The 18,917-nt window shown below is 69.8% G+C and carries 23 protein-coding genes and 1 pseudogene; 11 read left to right on the top strand and 13 right to left on the bottom strand.

Annotation, left to right across the window (positions count from 1 at the left end):
• Positions 1-2 precede the first annotated feature (2 nt).
• Genes LWP59_RS35380 through LWP59_RS35365 form a run of 4 tightly spaced genes read left to right on the top strand, consistent with a single transcriptional unit; the run spans position 3 to position 2,165 of the window.
• Positions 3-323, top strand: a complete 321-nt coding sequence (locus LWP59_RS35380) for a hypothetical protein (protein ID WP_144634869.1) — start codon at positions 3-5, stop codon at positions 321-323.
• 11 nt (positions 324-334) lie between these two features.
• Positions 335-1,402: a C40 family peptidase gene (locus LWP59_RS35375; RefSeq protein ID WP_144634872.1), complete on the top strand. Its 1,068-nt coding sequence runs from the start codon at positions 335-337 to the stop codon at positions 1,400-1,402.
• A complete protein-coding gene (locus tag LWP59_RS35370; protein WP_144634875.1) occupies positions 1,399-1,713 on the top strand; it encodes a YbaB/EbfC family DNA-binding protein in 315 nt (104 codons plus the stop codon). Before LWP59_RS35375 ends, LWP59_RS35370 begins: the two co-directional genes overlap by 4 nt.
• Positions 1,710-2,165, top strand: coding sequence for a hypothetical protein (locus LWP59_RS35365; RefSeq protein ID WP_144634878.1), 456 nt, complete (start codon positions 1,710-1,712; stop codon positions 2,163-2,165). The genes LWP59_RS35370 and LWP59_RS35365 overlap by 4 nt, the downstream gene beginning before the upstream one ends.
• Here LWP59_RS35365 and LWP59_RS35360 read toward each other — a convergent pair.
• Positions 2,110-2,496: pseudogene (locus LWP59_RS35360) on the bottom strand (MBL fold metallo-hydrolase); the annotation flags it as partial. The gene LWP59_RS35365 and the pseudogene LWP59_RS35360 overlap by 56 nt on opposite strands.
• Positions 2,497-2,533: 37 nt before the next feature.
• A complete protein-coding gene (locus LWP59_RS35355) occupies positions 2,534-3,109 on the bottom strand; it encodes a TetR/AcrR family transcriptional regulator (protein ID WP_144634881.1) in 576 nt (191 codons plus the stop codon).
• A gap of 66 nt (positions 3,110-3,175) precedes the next feature.
• Here LWP59_RS35355 and LWP59_RS35350 point away from each other — a divergent pair, with 66 nt between their 5' ends.
• From LWP59_RS35350 to LWP59_RS35340, 3 genes are read left to right on the top strand one after another with little or no spacing between them, the layout of a single operon-like run.
• Positions 3,176-4,084 carry an aldose 1-epimerase family protein gene (locus LWP59_RS35350; RefSeq protein WP_144634884.1) on the top strand — a complete coding sequence of 303 codons (909 nt, stop codon included), beginning with the start codon at positions 3,176-3,178 and terminating at the stop codon, positions 4,082-4,084.
• Entirely contained in the window at positions 4,077-4,568 is a 492-nt protein-coding gene (locus LWP59_RS35345) for a GNAT family N-acetyltransferase (protein ID WP_144634887.1), read from the top strand. The genes LWP59_RS35350 and LWP59_RS35345 overlap by 8 nt, the downstream gene beginning before the upstream one ends.
• Before the next feature lie 11 nt (positions 4,569-4,579).
• Positions 4,580-5,791 (top strand): amidohydrolase, encoded by a 1,212-nt coding sequence (locus tag LWP59_RS35340; protein ID WP_144634890.1) that lies wholly within the window; start codon positions 4,580-4,582, stop codon positions 5,789-5,791.
• A gap of 107 nt (positions 5,792-5,898) precedes the next feature.
• Here LWP59_RS35340 and LWP59_RS35335 read toward each other — a convergent pair whose 3' ends face one another.
• A complete protein-coding gene (locus LWP59_RS35335; RefSeq protein WP_144634893.1) occupies positions 5,899-7,038 on the bottom strand; it encodes an acyl-CoA dehydrogenase family protein in 1,140 nt (379 codons plus the stop codon).
• Between the two features lie 70 nt (positions 7,039-7,108).
• Between LWP59_RS35335 and LWP59_RS35330 the strand changes: the two genes are divergently transcribed.
• From LWP59_RS35330 to LWP59_RS35320, 3 genes are all read left to right on the top strand, one after another.
• Entirely contained in the window at positions 7,109-7,714 is a 606-nt protein-coding gene (locus LWP59_RS35330; protein ID WP_144634896.1) for a TetR/AcrR family transcriptional regulator, read from the top strand.
• Positions 7,715-7,767: 53 nt separating this feature from the next.
• Positions 7,768-8,688: a carbohydrate kinase family protein gene (locus LWP59_RS35325; RefSeq protein ID WP_144634899.1), complete on the top strand. Its 921-nt coding sequence runs from the start codon at positions 7,768-7,770 to the stop codon at positions 8,686-8,688.
• 197 nt (positions 8,689-8,885) lie between these two features.
• Positions 8,886-10,196, top strand: coding sequence for a citrate synthase (locus LWP59_RS35320; protein WP_144634902.1), 1,311 nt, complete (start codon positions 8,886-8,888; stop codon positions 10,194-10,196).
• A 119-nt stretch (positions 10,197-10,315) separates the two neighbouring features.
• Here LWP59_RS35320 and LWP59_RS35315 read toward each other — a convergent pair whose 3' ends face one another.
• The 8 genes from LWP59_RS35315 to LWP59_RS35280 all read right to left on the bottom strand — a co-directional run bounded on the left by LWP59_RS35315 (position 10,316) and on the right by LWP59_RS35280 (position 16,609).
• Positions 10,316-11,503 (bottom strand): ABC transporter permease, encoded by a 1,188-nt coding sequence (locus LWP59_RS35315; RefSeq protein WP_144634904.1) that lies wholly within the window; start codon positions 11,501-11,503, stop codon positions 10,316-10,318.
• Positions 11,500-12,402: an ABC transporter ATP-binding protein gene (locus LWP59_RS35310; protein ID WP_144634907.1), complete on the bottom strand. Its 903-nt coding sequence runs from the start codon at positions 12,400-12,402 to the stop codon at positions 11,500-11,502. The genes LWP59_RS35315 and LWP59_RS35310 overlap by 4 nt, the downstream gene beginning before the upstream one ends.
• Positions 12,395-12,919 (bottom strand): hypothetical protein, encoded by a 525-nt coding sequence (locus tag LWP59_RS35305; RefSeq protein WP_144634910.1) that lies wholly within the window; start codon positions 12,917-12,919, stop codon positions 12,395-12,397. The genes LWP59_RS35310 and LWP59_RS35305 overlap by 8 nt, the downstream gene beginning before the upstream one ends.
• Positions 12,916-13,185: a helix-turn-helix transcriptional regulator gene (locus LWP59_RS35300; RefSeq protein ID WP_144634913.1), complete on the bottom strand. Its 270-nt coding sequence runs from the start codon at positions 13,183-13,185 to the stop codon at positions 12,916-12,918. Before LWP59_RS35300 ends, LWP59_RS35305 begins: the two co-directional genes overlap by 4 nt.
• A 60-nt stretch (positions 13,186-13,245) precedes the next feature.
• Entirely contained in the window at positions 13,246-13,941 is a 696-nt protein-coding gene (locus LWP59_RS35295; protein WP_144634915.1) for a TetR/AcrR family transcriptional regulator, read from the bottom strand.
• 39 nt (positions 13,942-13,980) lie between these two features.
• A complete protein-coding gene (locus tag LWP59_RS35290) occupies positions 13,981-14,514 on the bottom strand; it encodes a gamma-glutamylcyclotransferase (protein ID WP_229857869.1) in 534 nt (177 codons plus the stop codon).
• A gap of 62 nt (positions 14,515-14,576) precedes the next feature.
• On the bottom strand, positions 14,577-15,677 hold the full coding sequence (locus LWP59_RS35285; protein WP_144634918.1) for an S-(hydroxymethyl)mycothiol dehydrogenase: 1,101 nt from the start codon (positions 15,675-15,677) through the stop codon (positions 14,577-14,579).
• Between the two features lie 167 nt (positions 15,678-15,844).
• Positions 15,845-16,609: an SDR family NAD(P)-dependent oxidoreductase gene (locus tag LWP59_RS35280; protein ID WP_186383089.1), complete on the bottom strand. Its 765-nt coding sequence runs from the start codon at positions 16,607-16,609 to the stop codon at positions 15,845-15,847.
• A gap of 64 nt (positions 16,610-16,673) precedes the next feature.
• Here LWP59_RS35280 and LWP59_RS35275 point away from each other — a divergent pair, with 64 nt between their 5' ends.
• Complete coding sequence (locus tag LWP59_RS35275; protein WP_186383090.1) at positions 16,674-17,255, top strand: TetR/AcrR family transcriptional regulator; 582 nt, start codon at positions 16,674-16,676, stop codon at positions 17,253-17,255.
• 22 nt (positions 17,256-17,277) lie between these two features.
• On the opposite strand, the gene LWP59_RS35270 is transcribed toward LWP59_RS35275, so the two are convergent.
• Positions 17,278-18,477: a peptidase C39 family protein gene (locus LWP59_RS35270; RefSeq protein WP_373299700.1), complete on the bottom strand. Its 1,200-nt coding sequence runs from the start codon at positions 18,475-18,477 to the stop codon at positions 17,278-17,280.
• 43 nt (positions 18,478-18,520) lie between these two features.
• Positions 18,521-18,886 carry a PaaI family thioesterase gene (locus tag LWP59_RS35265; protein WP_144634926.1) on the bottom strand — a complete coding sequence of 122 codons (366 nt, stop codon included), beginning with the start codon at positions 18,884-18,886 and terminating at the stop codon, positions 18,521-18,523.
• Between the last annotated feature and the right edge of the window lie 31 nt (positions 18,887-18,917).

Genomic DNA, 18,917 nt, shown 5'->3' with positions numbered 1-18,917 from the left:
GCATGGCTGATGGGATCTCCGTCGACACCGCCGACCTGGCCCGATACCACTCGCGCGCCGGCACGCTCTCGGACGAGATCGTGGGCACCGCGAAGACGCACCTGGCCGGCAACCTGTCGCTGCCCGCCAACCTGTTCGGCGACCTCGGGCACGAAAGCGGCCTGCACGCCTCGCTGACCGACCACCTCGACCGCATGCACACCCACGTGCACTCCGTCGCGGGCAGCGTGCACGACCTCGGCCAGTCGGTGCACACCGCGAAGGGCGACTACGAGGCCGACGAGCAGCTGTTCGGCGACCACCTGCGCCGGATCCTGGGCTGAGGGGCGCGCACGTGGCGATCGACCTGGCGCCCTACGAGGCGCCCATCAAGGAGGCCGCGGACAAGCTGGAGGGGGACACCGGCGCCGCGGCCAAGGCGCAGTCGGACCTGAGCTCGCTGTCGACCAAGCTCGGCGAGTACGGCACCCGGCACCAGACCGAGGCGAGCAGCCTGCAGGGCAACTGGGTCGGCGACCGCGGCGACCTGTTCGGCGTCAAGGCCAAGGAGCACACCCAGGCCCTCGACGACGCGTCCACCTGGGCGTCGAAGACGGCGCAGACCATCGGTGACGCGACCAGCTTGGTCAAGAACGCCCAGCAGCAGTGCCAGGCGCTGCTGACGGAGTTCGACGCCGACGCCCGCACCCTCGCCAACGCGGCCGCGAGCAGCACCGACCCGGGCGCCGAGCTGCAGGCCCGCGCGGTCATCGCCGGCATGTCGGCGAAGTACGCGAAGGAGGCCGCGGACATCGTCAACGCGGCCAAGGACCGGCTGCAGGACCTGATGAACGGCATGAACGCCACCACCCCGGCGTCGGCGCCGCCCGCGGGTCCGCTCGGCACGCGCGCCACCGACTCCGGCGGTGGCGGCGGAGGTGGCGGATACAGCGGCGGTGGCGGTGACGTCCCGTCCAGCGGGCACGCCATGACTTTCCCGCCGTCGGACCAGTACGGCAGCGGCTCGCAGATCAAGCTGCCCGGCGGCCAGACGGTGAACGCGCCGAGCGAGCGCGCCGCGATCGCCGTGCGGGCGGCGCTGTCGCGGCTCGGGCTGCCGTACGTGTGGGGCGGCACGGACCCGAACAAGGGCATGGACTGCAGCGGGCTGACGCAGTGGGCGTACAGCCAGGCGGGCATCAAGCTGCCGCGCACCGCCGCGACGCAGACGATCGGGCAGAAGGTCGACATCAAGGACATCCAGCCCGGCGACCTGGTCATCTGGAGCGGGCACGTCGCGATGTACATCGGCAACGGGCAGATGGTCGAGGAGCCGCACACCGGCGACGTCTGCCACGTCGTGCCGCTGCGCACGAGCAACGCGGGCGAGCCGCTGCTGGGCGTGTTCAGGCCCTCGGCATGAGTGAGCCGGACTTCGCGACGATCGTCGGCAAGGCGAGCGCGGACGGGGCGACCGTCGAGGTCGGCGTCGGCGGGCGGTTGCGGTCGGTGCAGCTGAGCCCGCAGGCGATGCGCTACGGCGCGGCGTACCTGGCCGACACCGTGGTGTCCGTCGCGGCGCGCGCGACGGCGAAGGCGAACCAGCGGGCGCAGCACCTGTACGCACAGGTGCTCGGGCGGGACGCCGCGCGCGTCGGGGAGCAGCTCGGGCTGGGCTATGACCCGGAGCTGGCGTCGGACGACGACTTCGACCGCGACTGGACCCGGGGATGAACGACAGACGCACGGCGGAACGCCTGCTCGCCGACGCCGAGGAGCGCCTGCGCCTGACCGAGCAGCTGCCCGCGCGGCTGGCGGAGCTGCGCGGCTGGGCCTACAACGGCCCCGACAACCTCCGGGTGACGGTGGATGTGCACGGCGCGCTGAAGGAGCTGAAGCTCGACGAGTCCGCGCTCCAGCTGAGCGCGCAGGAGCTGAGTGCCCAGATCGTGGAGCTGTCCCACCGTGCCCAGCAGGCCGCGCTCGCCGAGGGCGTCAACGTGCTCGGTGACGCGCTGGGCGACGCGGCGGCGCTGGAGATGATGCGCTCGGCGGGGCTGCCGATCGACCCGGAGCCCGAGGTCGTGCCGTACACGCCGGGCGTCGACCCGAACGCGGGCCAGTGGCAGGTCATCCCGCCAGAACCCGGTGCAGCTCAACCGCGTGGTGAGCCGAAAACACCGTGATCTCCGGGTGCTCACGGCGTAGTTCCCGAAGGCGCTGCTGGTTCTCGCGGCGTGGTCCCGGCAGCGTCTGCATGCGGCGCTCGAACGCGCCCAGCACCGGCGGGCAGTGCGGCCGCACCGGGTCCAGCTCGCTGTGGAAGAAATAGGCGTCCCCCGCGCTGAGCAGCCAGCCGTCGTCGGTGGCGGCGGCCACTCCCGCATGGCCGCGGGTGTGCCCGCCCAGCGGCACCAGCAGGATCTCCGGCGGCAGGCCCTTCAGCTCCCGCACCGCCTCGAACCCGAACCACGGCTCATCCTTGTCCTCATAGGACATCCACTGTGGACCGTGCGCGGGCGCATGCTGCCGGCGTTGAAGTGGTGTACCCGCATCAGGTCTCCTTCGTGAAGGTGAGCCGCAGGTGGTCCCGGACGGTTCTCATCGGCGAGAGGTCGCGCCGGAGCTTCGCGAGCAACAGCGCGCCTTCGATCGAACTCAGCGCGACCTCGCTCAGCATCGACGCGTGCTCGCTCTCGAAGCCCTGCCGGACGAGGTAGTCCGAGATGACCTCCTGCCAGGACGAGTAACTGCCCGCGCAGGCCTCCCTGATGCGCGCGCTTTCCGTGCCCGCGTCCATCGCGACCGTCGCGATCGGACAGCCGCGCTGGAAGTCCGACTCCGTCAGGTTCTGCGCGAGCGCGTCGAGCACGGCGGCGATCGCGGCTCCCGGGCCCGGTGCGGCGTCGAGCAGTTGCCGCAACAGCCCGGCGAGGCGTTCGCCCGAGATCTCCACCGCCTCGGCCGCGAGCTGCTCCTTGCCGCCGGGGAAGTGGAAGTACAGCGAGCCCTTGGGCGCGCCCACCGCGCTGACCAGCTGGTTGAGCCCGGTCGCGTGGTAGCCCTGGGTGTGGAAGAGGTCGGCGGCGGAGTCGAGCATCCGCTGCCGGGTGTCGGTTCGGTGGACCATGGGGGCCACCGTAGGCAAACTATGACGACCGGTCTAGTCAGTTCGCTGCGCAGTAACCTCCTCGGCATGGCCAATCCCACTGGACAGCAGTTCGAGATCGTCCGCGGTTCCGCCCGTGCGGTGGTCACCGAGATCGGCGCCGGACTGCGCGCCTTCGAGAGCAACGGCGTGCCCTACCTCGAGACCTTCGACGCCGACGCCAAGCCGCCGAAGGGTGCGGGCCAGGTGCTGCTGCCGTGGCCGAACCGGACCAAGGGCGCACAGTGGACCTACCAGGGGGAGAAGCAGGAGCTGGAGGTCACCGAGGAGGCGCGGGGCAACGCCATCCACGGCCTGACCCGGCACCGTGAGTGGACGCTCGTCGAGCACGCCGAGTCCTCGATCACCTTCGAGATCGAGGTCGAGGCGCAGCCCGGCTGGCCCGTGCCGCTGCACGCCCGGATCACCTACGCGCTCGCCCCGCGCGAGCTGACCGTGACGCACGAGATCCGCAACGAGGGGGAGTCCGCGATCGGCGTCGGCGTCGGCACCCACCCGTACTTCCGCCTCGGCGACGTGCCCACCGACGAGCTGACCCTGACGCTGTCCGCCACGCGCGTCCGCCCGTACGAAGCCGACGAGCAGCTGCCCTACGGCCCGGAGCAGGACGTCGAGGGCACCGAGTACGACTTCCGCAACGGCACGCTCGTCGGCCGGGTGGACCTCGACACGGCGTTCGGCGGGCTGAGCGCGGGTGAGGACGGTCGGCACCACCACGTGCTGTCCCACGGCGCATCTCGCCTCGACGTGTGGACCGACCCCGACTTCAAATGGGTGCAGGTGTTCACCCCGCAGGATCTGGTCGGGCGTGGCCGCGCGATCGCGATCGAGCCGATGACCTGCCCGGCCGACGCACTGAACTCGGGCACCGACCTCATCGAGCTGGAGCCGGGCACTTCGTGGACCGGCAGCTGGGGTGTCCGTGTCGATGTCTGAGCCGCTGCGGCTCGGCGAGGCCGACGCGGGTGAGCTGCTCACGCTCCAGCGCGCGGCCTACGTGACCGAGGCGCGGGCCCACGGCGACCTGAACCTGCCGCCGCTGGTGGAGACACTCGGCCAGCTGTTGGCGGTGCTGCGCGATCCGGCCTGCTTCGCCTGGGGCATAAGGCTTTCCGGTCGGCTGGTCGCGAGCGTCCGGGTGCTCGTGCGGGCCGGCGTGGGCGAGGTCGGACGGCTCGTCGTGGCGCCCGACCAGCAACGGCGCGGGCTCGGCCGGTCGATGATGCGGGCGCTCGAGGAGCTGCTGCCGCCGGAGGTCGTCACGCTGCGGCTGTTCACCGGCGAGCACTCGAGCGGGCCGCTGGCGTTGTACGCGTCGCTGGGCTACCGCGAGACGCGCCGCACGCCGGAAGGCTCGTACGAAATCGTGAATTTCGAAAAGGCCCGCCCTCGAAGCGCGGCGGCGGGCGTTGTTCGTTAGCGTGTCGAACCATGGTGAGCGCGATTGTGGGCGGTTATGTGGTTCCGATCGATGGTGAGCCGATCGACGGGGGCACGGTCCTCGTCGAGGACGGCAAGATCATCGCAGTCGGCACGGACGCCGACGTCGACATCCCCGAGGACGCCGAGCTGATCGACGCGTCGGGCTCGTGGGTCCTGCCCGGGTTTCTCGACGCGCACGCCCACCTCGGCGTGCACGAGGAGGGCGAGGGCTGGTCGGGCAACGACACCAACGAGATGACCGACCCGAACGGCGCCCGGTTCCGCGCGCTCGACGGCATCGACCCGTACGACGTCGGTTTCGACGACGCGTTGTCCGGCGGGGTGACCAGCGTCGTGGTCAAGCCCGGTTCGGGCAACCCGATCGGCGGTCGGACCATCGGGGTGAAAACCTGGGGCCGCACCGTGCTGGACATGGTGTTCGCCGAGCGGGTCAGCGTGAAGAGCGCGCTGGGCGAGAACCCGAAGCGCGTGTACGGCGACAAGAAGCAGACCCCGTCGACGCGCCTCGGTGTCGCGGCGATCATCCGCGAGGCGTTCACGAAGGCCTGCAACTACGCCGCCCAGCGCGATCACGCGCGGGACGAGGGCAAGCCGTTCGACACGGACCTGACCATGGAGACCCTCGCCGAGGTGCTCGACGGGGAGCTTTACTGGGACCAGCACACCCACCGCGCGGACGACATCGTCACCGCGATCCGGCTGGCCGAGGAGTTCGGCTACAAGCTCGTGGTCAACCACGGCACCGAGGGACACCTGATCGCGGACGTGCTGGCGGAGAAGGGCGTGCCGGTGATCCTCGGGCCGCTGTTCACCACCCGGTCCAAGGTGGAGCTGCGCAACCGGACGCTGCGCTCGGCGGGCATCCTCGCCAGGGCCGGCGTGCAGCTGGCGATCACCACCGACCACCCCGTGGTGCCGATCAACTTCCTGGTCTACCAGGCGGCGCTGGCCGTGAAGGACGGTCTGGAACCGGACGTGGCCCTGCGTGCGCTGACCGTGAACCCGGCGCGCATGCTCGGCCTGCAGGACCAGGTGGGTGCACTGAAGCCGGGCCTGGACGCGGACGTGGTGATCTGGTCCGGTGACCCGCTGGACGTGATGAACAGGGCGCTGCGTGTCTTCGTCCGGGGCCGCGAGGTGTACACCTTCGACGAGGCCCGTGGCGAGGGCGTCGTGGCGGAGCGCCGCTACCAGGAGTAGCCCGCACGGTGGCGGCAGTGCGGCCGCCCACCCCACCCCAGGCGAACCCGGCAACGGCAGCCGGGCATGGCCGCGCCCGGCCGGCCCACCTCGCGCCCCGCGCGAGGTCAACCCCCGCCCTTCAACTGCCGCGCGATGACCATCCGCTGGATCTGGTTCGTGCCCTCGAAGATCTGGGGCACCTTCGCCTCGCGCATGTAGCGTTCGACCGGGAAGTCGCGGGTGTAACCGGCGCCCCCGAGGACCTGGACCGCGTCGGTGGTCACCTTCATCGCCGCGTCCGTGGCGACGAGCTTCGCGATCGATGCCTGCCGCCGGAAGGACATGCCGCGGTCGCGGCGGCGGGCGGCGTCCAGGTACGTCGCGCGCGCCGAGTCCACCGCGGCCGCCATGTCGGCCAGCAGGAACTCCAGGCCCTGGAACTCGATGATCGGCTTGCCGAACTGGGTGCGCCCCTTGGCGTACTCGACCGCCTCGTCGAGCGCCGCCTGCGCAAGACCCACCGCGCACGCGGCGATCCCGAGCCGACCGGAGTCCAAAGAGGACAATGCGACGCGCAGGCCCGCGCCCTCGGCGCCGATCAGCCTGTCCGCGTCCACCCGGGTGTCCGCGAAGATCAGCTGCGCCGTGGTCGACCCGGTGAGGCCCATCTTGCGCTCCGGCGGACCCGCGGTGAGCCCGGGCGTCGCGCCGTCGACCAGCAGGCACGAGATGGACTCCGCACCCGTGCGCACCATCGTCGTGTAGAAGTCGGCCTCCCCGCCGTGGGTGATCCACGCCTTCGTGCCGTTGAGGACGTACTGGTCCCCGTCGAGCCGCGCGCGGGTGGACAGCGCCGCGGCGTCGGACCCGGCGTGCGACTCCGACAGCGCGTACGCACCCAGCAGTTCGCCCTCCAGCATCGCCGGGAGCCACCGGTCACGCTGCTCATCCGTGCCGTGGTGGGCGAGCGCGAAGCAGGACATGGTGTGCACCGACAGCCCGACGCCGATCGACATCCACGCGGCCGCGATCTCCTCGAGCACCTGCAGGTACACCTCGTACTGCACGTCGCCGCCGCCCCAGCGCTCCGCGTACGGCAGCCCGAGCAGACCGGACTTGCCCAGCGTGCGGAACTGCTCGCGGGGGAAGCGCTCGGCCTCCTCGTACTGCGCGGCGTGCGGCTTGAGCTCCTCGCGCGCGAGCTCGGCCGCCAGTGCGAGCAGGTCCTCGGACTCTCGGTTCGGCAGCAGGCGTTCGACGGGCATCTCGGCCTCCGGGAAGGTACTCAGATCAGTACTCTGTAATCGGCCACAGTACAGCACATACGGTGTTCCGATGGCAGATCGCGTCCCCCTGCGTCCGCCGGGCAGCAGGCAGCTGACCGCCCGGCAGCGCGCGCTGCTCGCCGAGCTCGAGGCGCTGTTCCTGGCCGAGGGGTTCGTCCACTTCACCCTGGACGACCTGGCGGCGAAGATGCACTGTTCGAAGTCGACGCTGTACGCGCTGGCACCGAGCAAGGAGCAGCTCGCGGTCCGGGTCGTCGCGCACTTCTTCCGGGGCGCGGCCGACGTGATGGAGAAGCGCGTCGCCGGCCTCGACGACGTCCGCGAGATCATCGGCAGCTATCTCGCCGGCATCGCCGAGTACCTGAACCGCGCGTCCCCGGCCTTCATGCGGGACATCAACGACTTCGCCCCCGCGCGAGCGGCGTACGAGCTGAACAGCCGCGCCGCCGCGGGGCGGATCCGCTCGTTCATCGCACGCGGCGTCGAGGACGGGGTGTTCCGGAACGTGCACGCGACGCTCATCGCGGAGATGGCCGCCGTACTGATCGAAGGGATCCAGACGGGCATCGTCGGTGCGCGGACGGGTGTCTCCGACGCCGAGGCGTTCACGGCCCTGTCGGAACTCCTGCTCGGCGGTCTCGCTTCGCGTGACTGACAAGACCGGACAATTACTCCGCGCTCGCGGCGGGCCGGGATAGCATGCCGACCGTGATCGTGGTAGGTGGTGAGGCGCTGGTCGACCTGGTGCCGGGTGACTCCAAAGTGGACAACGGGCTGACCTCGCTGGTGCCGAGACTCGGTGGCGGGCCGTACAACGTGGCGCTCGCGGCGGCCCGGCTCGGCGCGCCGACGGCGTTCCTTTCGCGCGTTTCGTCCGACCGCTTCGGCCAGGCGCTCCGTGCCCGGCTAACCGCCTCGGATGTCGATATATCGATGGTGCAAACCGGTGTCGAGCCGACGACCCTGGCCGTCGTCGCGCTCGACGAGCGTGGTGCGGCCAGCTACACCTTCTACACCGAGGGCACCTCGGACCGGCTCGTCGCCGACCCCGGCCCGCTGCCCGAAGCCGTGACCACCCTGTGCCTTGGCACTCTCGGCATGGTCCTGGAGCCCGGCGCGACGACCTACGAGACGATGCTGCGCCGCGAGGCCGGCCGTGGGGTGCTGACCGCGCTCGACCCGAACATCCGCGCCGACCTCATCGCCGACCCCGAGGCCTACCGCGCCCGGTTCCAGTCCTGGCTGCCCGACGTGCGGCTGCTCAAGCTCTCCGACGACGACGCCGCGTGGCTCGCCGGTGGCGCCGACCCGGCGACGGCCGCGAAGGGCTGGCTCGACGCGGGCGTGGACGCGGTCGTGCTCACCCGGGGTGCCGACGGAATTGCGGTGCACACCGCTTCCGAAGACGTTTTCGTCCCTTCTGCCCCGGCACAATTGGTCGACACGATCGGCGCCGGCGACACCGTTCAGGGCGCGCTGCTGGCCTGGCTGCACGAGCGCGATGTGCGCGCGGTCACGCAGCTCGGCGCGGACGACTGGCGGGCGGCGCTGGGCTACGCGGCCAAGGCGGCGGCGATCACCGTCTCGCGCAGTGGGGCCGAGCCGCCGGAAGCTGAGGAAATGGTGTGAATCTGATCCCACCGGTTTGCTCTGGGTAACACAATGGCTGCGCGATGCCCAGTCGTTCGACTAGCGTAAGGGGTGAATTCATACCCCAGCGGGGCGGTGTGCGGCGAGACCCGAAATAGACCGGTCGCGCACGAACAAATGGCTGCCTGTGCGACCTGCAGGCGCCGCCGACCCGTGTGACCGTGAGAGGGACTTGCATGTCCGACGCGACTGCGGCGTCCGGCGGCAGCACGGTATCGCTGCGCCTGCCGACCGGCGAGCACGAACTTAAGGTGGTCAACGCCGTAGAGGGCGCTCCCGGCATCGAGCTGGGGAAGCTGCTGGCGTCGACGGGGTACATCACCTACGACCCGGGATTCGTCAACACCGGGTCCACGTCCTCCGCCATCACCTACATCGACGGTGACGCGGGCATCCTGCGCTACCGCGGCTATCCCATCGAGCAGCTCGCGGAGAACTCGAGCTTCATCGAGGTCTCCTACCTGCTCGTCTACGGCGAGCTGCCCACACAGGAACAGCTCGACGACTTCACGCAGAAGATCAGCAGGCACACCCTGCTGCACGAGGACCTGAAGCGATTCTTCGACGGCTTCCCGCGCGACGCGCACCCGATGCCGGTGCTCTCCAGCGCGGTCTCGGCGCTGTCCACCTTCTACCAGGACGCGCTCAACCCGTTCGACGAACCCAACGTCGAGCTCTCCACCGTCCGGCTGCTGGCCAAGGTGCCGACCCTGGCCGCGTACGCCTACAAGAAGTCGATCGGCCAGCCGTTCCTCTACCCGGACAACTCCCTGGGCCTGGTCGAGAACTTCCTCCGGATGACCTTCGGCCTGCCTGCCGAGCCGTACGAGGTCGACCCGGAGGTCGCCAAGGCGCTGGACCTGCTGTTCATCCTGCACGCCGACCACGAGCAGAACTGCTCCACCTCGACCGTGCGGCTCGTCGGCTCGTCCGAGGCGAACCTGTTCGCCAGCATCTCGGCCGGGATAAACGCGCTGTTCGGCCCGCTGCACGGCGGCGCGAACAGTGCCGTGCTGGAGATGCTCGAGGGCATCCGGGCAGACGGTGGCGACGTGTCGGACTTCGTCGCCCGGGTCAAGAACAAGGAGAAGGGTGTCCGCCTGATGGGCTTCGGGCACCGGGTCTACAAGAACTACGACCCGCGCGCGAAGATCATCAAGAAGACGGCCGACCAGATCCTGAACAAGCTCGGCGTCAACGACGAGCTGCTCGAGATCGCGATGAAGCTCGAAGAGACCGCGCTGTCGGACGACTACTTCGTGGAGCGCAAGCTCTACCCGAACGTCGACTTCTACACCGGCTTGATCTACCGGGCCCTCGGGTTCCCGACCAAGTTCTTCACCGTGCTGTTCGCCCTCGGCCGGCTGCCCGGCTGGATCGCGCACTGGCGCGAGATGATCCAGGACCCGGCCACCAAGATCGGCCGCCCGCGGCAGATCTACACCGGCGAGAAGGAGCGGGACTACCTCCGCATTTCCGAGCGCTGAGTTCGTTTCCGTAACCGCCCTCCCGCGATTTCCCTGCGGGAGGGCGGTTTTCGTGCACCCTGCGTGATCTTCGCGCGCGAGCGGCGGGCATTGCCCGGCGAAGACGTCCACAGTGGAGGTCAGCCGCGCAGCGCGGCCGTCAGCTTGAGACGGCTGCCGGTGTGCAGCACGGCGTTGCGGTAGATCCTGCTGCCCACCCAGGTCAGCAGCGAGCCGAGCACCAGCGTGAGCACCAGGGACAGCACGACCTCCCAGCCCGCCGCGCTCCCGATCGCCATCCGGGCGGGCATCAGGATCGGCGAGAACAGCGGGACCAGCGACAGCACGCGCGCGGTGCCGCTGTCCGGGTTCTGCGCCAGCACGTTGAACCCGACGACGAACCCGATGGTGAACACCATCGTCACCGGTGTGATCACCGACGCGGCGTCCTCCTGCCGGGAGACCAGCGAGCCTGCCGCCGCGTACACCGTCGCGTAGAGGAAGAAGCCCAGCAGGTACCAGACCACGCCCCACAGCACGGTCCCGGTCGCCAGGCCGGACAGGGTGAGCGCGCCCGTCGCCGAGGCCATCGCGAGCCCGCCGACGGCCAGGACGACGATCTGCACCAACCCGACGAGGCCGAGGCCGAGCACCTTGCCGACCATGAGCTGCCACGGCCGCACGGTCGACAGCAGCAGCTCCACCACACGGCTCGACTTCTCCTCGATCACACCCTGCGCGACGAACGCGCCGTAGGTCTGGATGCCGAAGAACAACAGGAACACGGTGATCAGGCCGATCGCGAGCCGCTGCCCGCGGCCGGGATCCGGCGGCTCGAGCTGCGTGAGGTCGACCTGCGCCGAGTTCACCTCGCGCATCACCTGCGCCGGGTCCAGGTCCCCCTCCAGCAGCTTGGCGTTGAGCACCTGCTGATGCGAGATCCCGTTGAACAGCGTGCGCAGCTGCGGGTCGAGGTCGGACTTGACGAGCACCTGGAGATCGGCGGCGTTGCCGGAGAGCAGGATGTCCAGGTCCCCGCTCTCGACCTCGGCCCTGCCCTGCTCGGGGTTCGCGACGACGCTGGTCCGGATCTCCTTGCCGATCTGGCCGCCCGCGGTCTGCAGCTGTTGGGCGATACCGATGGTCTGACCCGTCAGGCCCACCTTCGCCTTGCTCGCGTTGCTGAAGAGGTTGGCCTGCAACAGCAGGTAGCCTGCCAGCACCACCAGGATGACGATCGTGCCGACGAGGAACGAGCGGGTGCGCAGCCGGGTGTTCAGCTCGCGCTTGGCGACCAGTGCGATCGCCTTCGTGGGCGGTACGGTCATCGTTCTCCCCCGGTGACGACGTTGCGGAACAGCTCGGCCAACGTCGGACGGCGGCGCCGGAACTCGCGCACCGGACCGGTCGCGAGCGCCGCTTCCAGCACGACCTGGTCGTCCACCGCCGGGTCGAGTTCGAGAACGGTGCTGCCGGGCTCCTCGCCGACCACACGCACGCCCGCGAGCTGCTTGGCCCAGCCCGGGTGCGCCTCGGGAACTCGTACGACCAGCTGGGAGCTCGCGTCGGCGGTCAGCTCGTCGACGCTGCCGCAGGCGACCATCCGTCCACTTCGGATGATCCCGACCCGGTCGCAGAGCCGCTCGACGAGATCGAGCTGGTGGCTGGAGAACACGACCGGCACGCCGGCCGCCGCCTTCTCCCGCAGTACCTCGCTCATCACGTCGACCGCGATCGGGTCGAGGCCGGAGAACGGCTCGTCGAGCACCAGCACGGCCGGGTCGTGCACCAGCGCGGCCGCGAGCTGGACGCGTTGCTGGTTGCCCAGACTGAGCTTCTGCACCTCGTCGAGCCGCCGCCCGGCGAGCCCGAGCCTGGCGATCCAGTTCTCCGCGCTGCGATGGGCTTCGTTGGTGCTCAGGCCGTGCAGTTCGGCGAGGTAGACGAGCTGGGGCAGGACCTTCATCTTCGGGTACAGCCCGCGTTCCTCGGGCATGTAGCCGATCCTGGTGCGGGTCTCGTGCGTGACGGGTGCGCCGTCGAAGCGCACTTCGCCGGCGTCCGCGGCGAGCACCCCGAGCGCGATGCGCATGGTTGTGGTCTTCCCGGCGCCGTTGCTGCCGACGAACCCGAACAGCTCCCCGGCCCGCACGTCGAAGGAGACCTCGTCCAGCGCCACGACGTCGCCGTAGTGTTTGGACACTCGGTCGATCTCCAAGTCAGGCAAGGTTTTCCTCCGGAAGGTCGTCGGGCAGTGCCCAGCCGAGTACCAGGGCGGGCACCGACGAACCGACCATGAGCAGTGCGGACAGCATGACCGCGCCACGCTCGGCCGCGTGTGGCTGCCGCGCGATCGCGAGCAGGTAGCACATCGCGAGGACCATCAGCACGATGAGGACCTGGTATCCGACGTAGCTGACGCGATGGCGCCACTCGCGTTCGCGTTCGTCGAGCAGTGCGGAGAAGGAGCTGGACATCTTCCCGGTCAGGATCCGCAGCAGGGCGAACGGCACCATCCAGATCAGGTACCCGCCGAACCACAGCACGAAGAACCAGTCGAGAACGCCCTGCCGCAGGAACAGCGCGCCGACGACCATCAGGAGGTTCGCGACGGCCAGCGCGACGGTCAGCCGCCGGCGATGCCGCCGCGTGCGCCAGGACTGCAGCTTCCCGGCGCGCCTGCGTTCCCGTTCCTCCAGGTGGTCGAGAAAACGTTTCCGGTGTTTCTCCAGCAGGTTCCTCATGCCTCCCCCTTGCCATAGACCTGAGTGGACAGTGGCGCGAACGGCTCCCGGTTGAACACGGCCTCGACCGGTAGCCCGAACACCGCGCAGATCCGCAGTGCGAGGTCGAGACTGGGGTAGTGATCGCCGCGTTCGAGCGCGCCGATCGTCTGCGGGTTCACCTCGACCGCCTCGGCCAGCGCCGCGCGGCTCATGCCGCGCTCGGCACGCAGCACCTGGAGCCGGTTGTAGATCGGCAGCTCCTTGCCACGTCTCACTGGACTCATACAACGTACTGTTGCAAAAACCCAACGACTTGGCAAGCCTGCCGGCAGAAGGGCGGGGTGTCAGGGGCGCAGCGCGGCGTCCAGGTGGTGCGCCATCTCGTTCAGCAGCACCTTCGGGTCGAGGTCCCGGGTGGCCGCGCGCAGGGACAGCACAAAGGACTGGACCACGAGCATGACCGCGCGGGCCTGGGCCGGCAGGTCGGCCTCGCGGATCGAACCGTCGGCCCGGCCGGCCTCCAGATGCGTCCGCACGACCTGTTCCCCGACCCGTTGGGTGCCACCGAGCCGGTCGACGAGGTAGGGCAGCAGAAGTTCGGCGTCGACGTCGATGACCGTGCGCATCAGGTCGTCGCCGTTGAGCAGGCGCACCGCGGCGACCGCGCTGCGCACCAGGCGCTGGCGGGCGAGCGGCGCATTCGCCCCCTCGACGCTCGCGCGATGCAGCAACGCGCCGAATTCCCTTGTCATCAATGCGGAAAGCACGCTGCGCACGTCCGGGAAGCGGCGGTACAACGTCATCCGGCTGACCTTCGCCGTGCGTGCGATCTCCGCGAGGGTGGCCCGCCGCAACCCGACCGCGAGCACGCACTGCTGCGCCGCGTCGAGGAGGAGGTCGTCGGAAACCCGCGCCGTGGTCTGACGCGCACGTGCATTAGCAAGACTCGATGCTCGTGCAGATGAACGTGCAGGCTCGGGCGTCGATCCCGAAGATGGCGGGTGGTAGGGTCTGAACGCAGTGTGACCGTCGTCGTCCATGTGTCACCGTGCCCTCTTCAGGTTTTCAGGCGGGCGATATTAGACGATCACGATGTCTAGCCCATGTGAGGGCGCTGGAACACCGTTCAACGACCGGGCTTTCCCTTGCGCGACATCTGCCGTGCGCACCGGGGCACCGTCGACGAGGAGCGGCATCCGGGCCGGACTCGCGCCGACGTAGGCGAAAACCTCGGGCAGTTCCGTGCCGTCGGGCAGCGACACCCCGGTCTTCAACCGCGCGAGGTCGTATCGCTCGCCGCGCCCCTCACACACGTCCAGCACGGCGAGCTGTTCCGGCGTCGCGAGCCAGACGGCGTGTGTCTCCACGATTCCCGGGTACGCGGCGAGTGTCGCCGAGCGCTGCCCGTCGCGCGCGCGAAAGCCCGCGGCCCACACCGCGGCCAGGCCGGTGCACCGCACCTGCAGCACGGTCACGTCGCCGGTCAGCCCGAGGTTTTCGCGCAGCCAGGTGATTTTCGACGGACAGGCGTTGGAACCGTAGGCCAGTACCGGGGTGAAACCGGTGTGGTCCAGCTCCGCGGGGAGCGCGTAGCCGCATCCGTCGCGGTGCACGAACGAACAATCCGGCCGAGCCCCGGGATAGGGGTCGGCCGGATAGTCGAGGTCGCGGAAGATCAGGAGAACTCCACCACGCTGCGCAGCACCTCGCCCTTGTGCATCCGCTCGAACGCGTGCTCCACGCCGTCGACCGAGATCCGCTCGGTCACGAACTTCTCCAGCGGCAACCGGCCCTGCAGGTAGAGGTCCACCAGCGCCGGGAAGTCCCGGGAGGGCAGGCAGTCGCCGTACCACGACGACTTCAGCGAGCCACCGCGCGAGAAGAAGTCGATGAGCGGCATGTCGTTCAGCCGCATGTCCGGGGTGGGCACGCCGACGAGCACCACGGTGCCGGCGAGGTCCCGGCCGTAGAACGCGGTCTTCCAGGTCTCCGGCCTGCCCACGGCGTCGATCACGACGTCCGCGCCGAAGGACTCGGTGAGGTCCTGGATGGCCTCGACCACTTCGTCCTCGCTCTTGCCGCGCGAGTTGAACGTGTGCGTGGCGCCGAAGTCCTTGGCCCAGTCCAGCTTCCGGTCGTCCATGTCGATCGCGATGATCTTCCGCGCCCCGGCCAGCCGGGCACCCGCGATGGCCGCGTCGCCGACGCCGCCGCAGCCGATCACGGCGACGGTGTCCCCGCGGGTGACCGCGCCGGTGTTGATCGCCGCGCCGATGCCTGCCATCACGCCACAGCCGAGCAGGCCCGCGACCGCGGGCTCGGCCTCGGGGTTGACCTTCGTGCACTGTCCGGCGTGCACGAGCGTCTTGTCGAGGAAGGCGCCGATCCCCAGGGCCGGGCTGAGCTTCGTGCCGTCGGTGAGCGTCATCGGCTGTGCGGCGTTGTGCGTGTTGAAGCAGTACCACGGCTTCCCGCGCTTGCAGGCACGGCAGACGCCGCAGACCGCGCGCCAGTTCAGGATCACGTAGTCGCCGGGCGCGAGGTCGGTGACGCCCTCGCCGACCTGCTCGACGTAGCCCGCCGCCTCGTGCCCGAGCAGGAACGGGTAGTCGTCGTTGATGCCGCCGTCGCGGTAGTGCATGTCCGTGTGGCACACCCCGCAGGCCTTGACCGACACGACCGCCTCGCCGGGACCCGGGTCCGGCACGAGCACCGTCTCCAGCGAGACCGGTTCGCCCTTCGCGCGGGACACGACTCCCTGCACCTCGTGCGGCATCTGCGACCACCTTCCTGATGAAACATTCGAACTCGGCCTGCGTAGCGGTGCGGGTGCCGGTTGCCTGGCCGCCCTGGAACCGCCCCGACGAGCTTGCCATGAAACATGCGGATATCGCGACAGTGGCATATCTCGGCTTCACCGGGTGAAAGCGGCCTTGCGCACACTCAGCCGGTGAACGGCCGGATGGTCAGCACCGTGCCGGACAGGTGGTTCGCCGCGTCGCTGCACAGGAATGCGGCGAAGGGCACGATGTCCTCCGGCTGCCCGACCCGCCCGTCCGGGTACAGGGCCGACACGCGGGCGATGTGCTCCTCGCCGGCGGCCTCGCGCATGCCGGGCGTGTCGGTCAGGCCGGGGGCGAGGGCGATCGTGCGGATGCCCTGGTTCGCGAGCTCCTTGTGGACGACGTTGCTGTAGTTGTTGACCGCGGCCTTGGTGGCGCCGTAGCCGCTGCGGCCGGCGCCGCCGTGTTCCGCGGCGATGCTGCTCACGTAGACGATCCGGCCGCCACCGCCGCGGATCATGACCGGGGCGAAGTGCTTGGTGGTCAGGAAGCAGCTGACCAGGTTGCTGTCGATGACGCGGCGGAGCTCGGCCAGCTCGAAGCCGAGCACGGACATGCTGTTCGCCGGCGGCATCCAGCCGGCGTTGTTGATCAGTCCGTCGACCCGGCCCCAGTGCGTGTCGACCGCCTCGGCCGCCGCCTGGACCTGCGCCTCGTCGCTCACGTCGGCGACCACGGCGAGCGGCTTGGGGGCGCCGGGCACCTGGGCGACTATCTCCTCGACCGTGCTCACGGCCTTCTGCTCGTCCCGGGCGACGACGGCGACTCGGGCGCCCTCCGCGGCCAGGCCCAGCGCGAGCGAGCGTCCCAGCCCGCGACCGGCGCCGGTCACGACGATGACCTTGTCCCGAATGTCCACCTGCATGGGTTGCTCCTTAGGCTCTAGCCTAAACTTAGGTTCGAGACCAACATTTACCGAAGGTGGGCGCATGACGCAAGGACGGCGTGCGGCACAGCGGGAGCGGATGCGCGCGCGGTTGCTCGCGGCAGCGCTGGAGCTGTTCGGGAAGTACGGCTACGACGCGACGACCATCGACCAGATCGCCGCGAAGGCCGATGTGGCACGGCAGACCGTGCTCAACCACTACCCGCACAAGCGTGACTTCATGCGTGCGTGGGGGCAGGACCGGCGCGACCAGCTGCTGCGGCTGCCGGAGGTCGATGGCACCGAGCCGGCCGCCGAGCAGTTGCGCCGGTACTTCGCCGCGCTGGCGGCGATGAACGAGCAGGAGCGCGAGCTGACGGGCATGCTGCGGGCGAGTCTGCGGCACGACGAGGTGCTGGTGCAGGAGAAGCCGGTGCCGCAGGCGGTGCTGACGGCGATCCGCCGGGGCCAGGCGCGGGGCGAGTTCGATCCGGGCGCCGAGCCGGAGCTGGTGGCCGAGGTGCTGGCCGCGATCTACTCCGACACGCTCAGCCGGTGGCTCATCCCCGCCGAGCGCCCGTTCGACCTGGCGAAGCTGCTGGCCGTGAAGCTGGACCTGGTGCTGCGCGGGTTGGTGGCGCGCTGAGCGGGTGCGCGGCCCACCTCGCCTACGGCGTGATGATGTACGCGATCCCGCCTGTGCCGCTGGCCACCGAGCCGTCCGCGTCGTAGCGCTTCGTGCGCAGCCAGACGTTCTCGAACTGGTCGCGCTTGTACACCGTCCGGACGTTGGCGTTGCTGTTCGCCGCCGGGTCGTTCACGATCACGTCGCCGTCCTTGGTGAACCCGATGACGACCATGATGTGCCCCGCCGTCCCGTACCCCGCGTTGTCCAGCTCGCTCGCCAGGAACGACTGCGACGTGATCACCGGGATGCCCCGCGCGACGTAGTCCTCCAGCTCCGCCAGCGAGTGCAGCCGGGTGATGTGCCCGCGCAGCCCGAACTCCGCCGCGTACGCCGTGTTGAACGGCCAGTTGCCGGTGCCCTCGTAGGAGTAGTCGTAGGTGTTGCGCGCCGCGTAGTCCACCGTGCGATCGACGTAGTCCCCGGGAACCCACGACAGCTGCGACTCGCTCGGCCGCCGCCCCCAGTACTCGACGACCATCTCCGTCGCCGTGGGACTGCACCAGTTCTCGCCGCCCCCGCCGTACTCCGGGAACTGTCCTTTGTGGAGGTTCTGGGCGTACGCCGGCACCGGCAGCTCGACCCCGGAAGCCTTGCCGGGCGGCGAGGCCGGCACGCTGAACCGGTCGGGCACGTTCGACGTCATCGCGCCGATCGTGCTCACCGCGGGCATCGCGGACGTCCCGGCCTCGCGGTACAGGCTCAGCCGCAACCGGTACGAGCGCAGTGTCACGCCCGGCTTCATGACCAGCGTGTCGACACTGACCGCCGCGTTCGCGTCGTCCTGGCCGTCGACGCTGGTGCGCTGGAAGACCGTGTCACTCCCGGCCCAGCGCCCCATCACGTACCACGCCGTCTCGGCGCCCTTGTCCGTCTCGCCCTGGGTCTCGACCTGCAGCCAGGTGTGCTCGGGCGTCCGCGCGTTCCACGACGCGATCAGCTCGGTCGCGCCGAAGCCCTGCCGGAACACCGGTGACGTCGTCCACTGCGCGTACTCGTAGGTCTTGCCGCCGAAGTCGGTACGCCCCGTCGGCCGGGCCGCCGGGTCGTGCCACTCGTGGTAGCTGATGGCTTCGTCGTCGGCGCGGCCAGGGTGCGCGTCGGCTGGTAGCGCGATCATCATCGACGCCATGATCGCGACCGCCGGCACGACGAGCAAGTTGCCGACACGCATACGGGTCATCAAGTGATTTTCCCGCCGGACGCACTGTCCGCCAAGCGACTACCTACGAAAGGACTGCCTGGGTCTGCGTCACCTTCGCGGCGAGCTTGCCCGCGTCGTCCCGGACCTCCGTTTCGACGACGATGACCGTGCGCCCCGCGTGCAGGGGCCGCGACGTCGCCGTCGCGTACCCCTGCCGCACGGCGCGCAGGAAGTTCGTCTTCGACTCGATCGTCGTCGTGCCCTTCGCGCCGTCCGGAAGGTTGAGAAACGCGCACACGGCCGCCGTCGCGTCCGCCAGCGACATCAGCACGCCGCCGTGCATCACCCCGCCCACCGTGCAGAGGGACTCGTCCCACGCCAGGCGGGAGGTCACGACGTCGCGACCGTGCTCGAGCACCTGCACGCCGAGGCGCTTGGTGAACGGCATGGTCTGGTGGAACAGCGCGGTGCCGGCCTCG

The organism is Amycolatopsis acidiphila, from assembly GCF_021391495.1.
GTDB lineage: Bacteria > Actinomycetota > Actinomycetes > Mycobacteriales > Pseudonocardiaceae > Amycolatopsis_E > Amycolatopsis_E acidiphila.
Note: the sequence above shows the minus strand (reverse complement) of the source record. Positions and strands in the feature narration are given on the sequence as shown.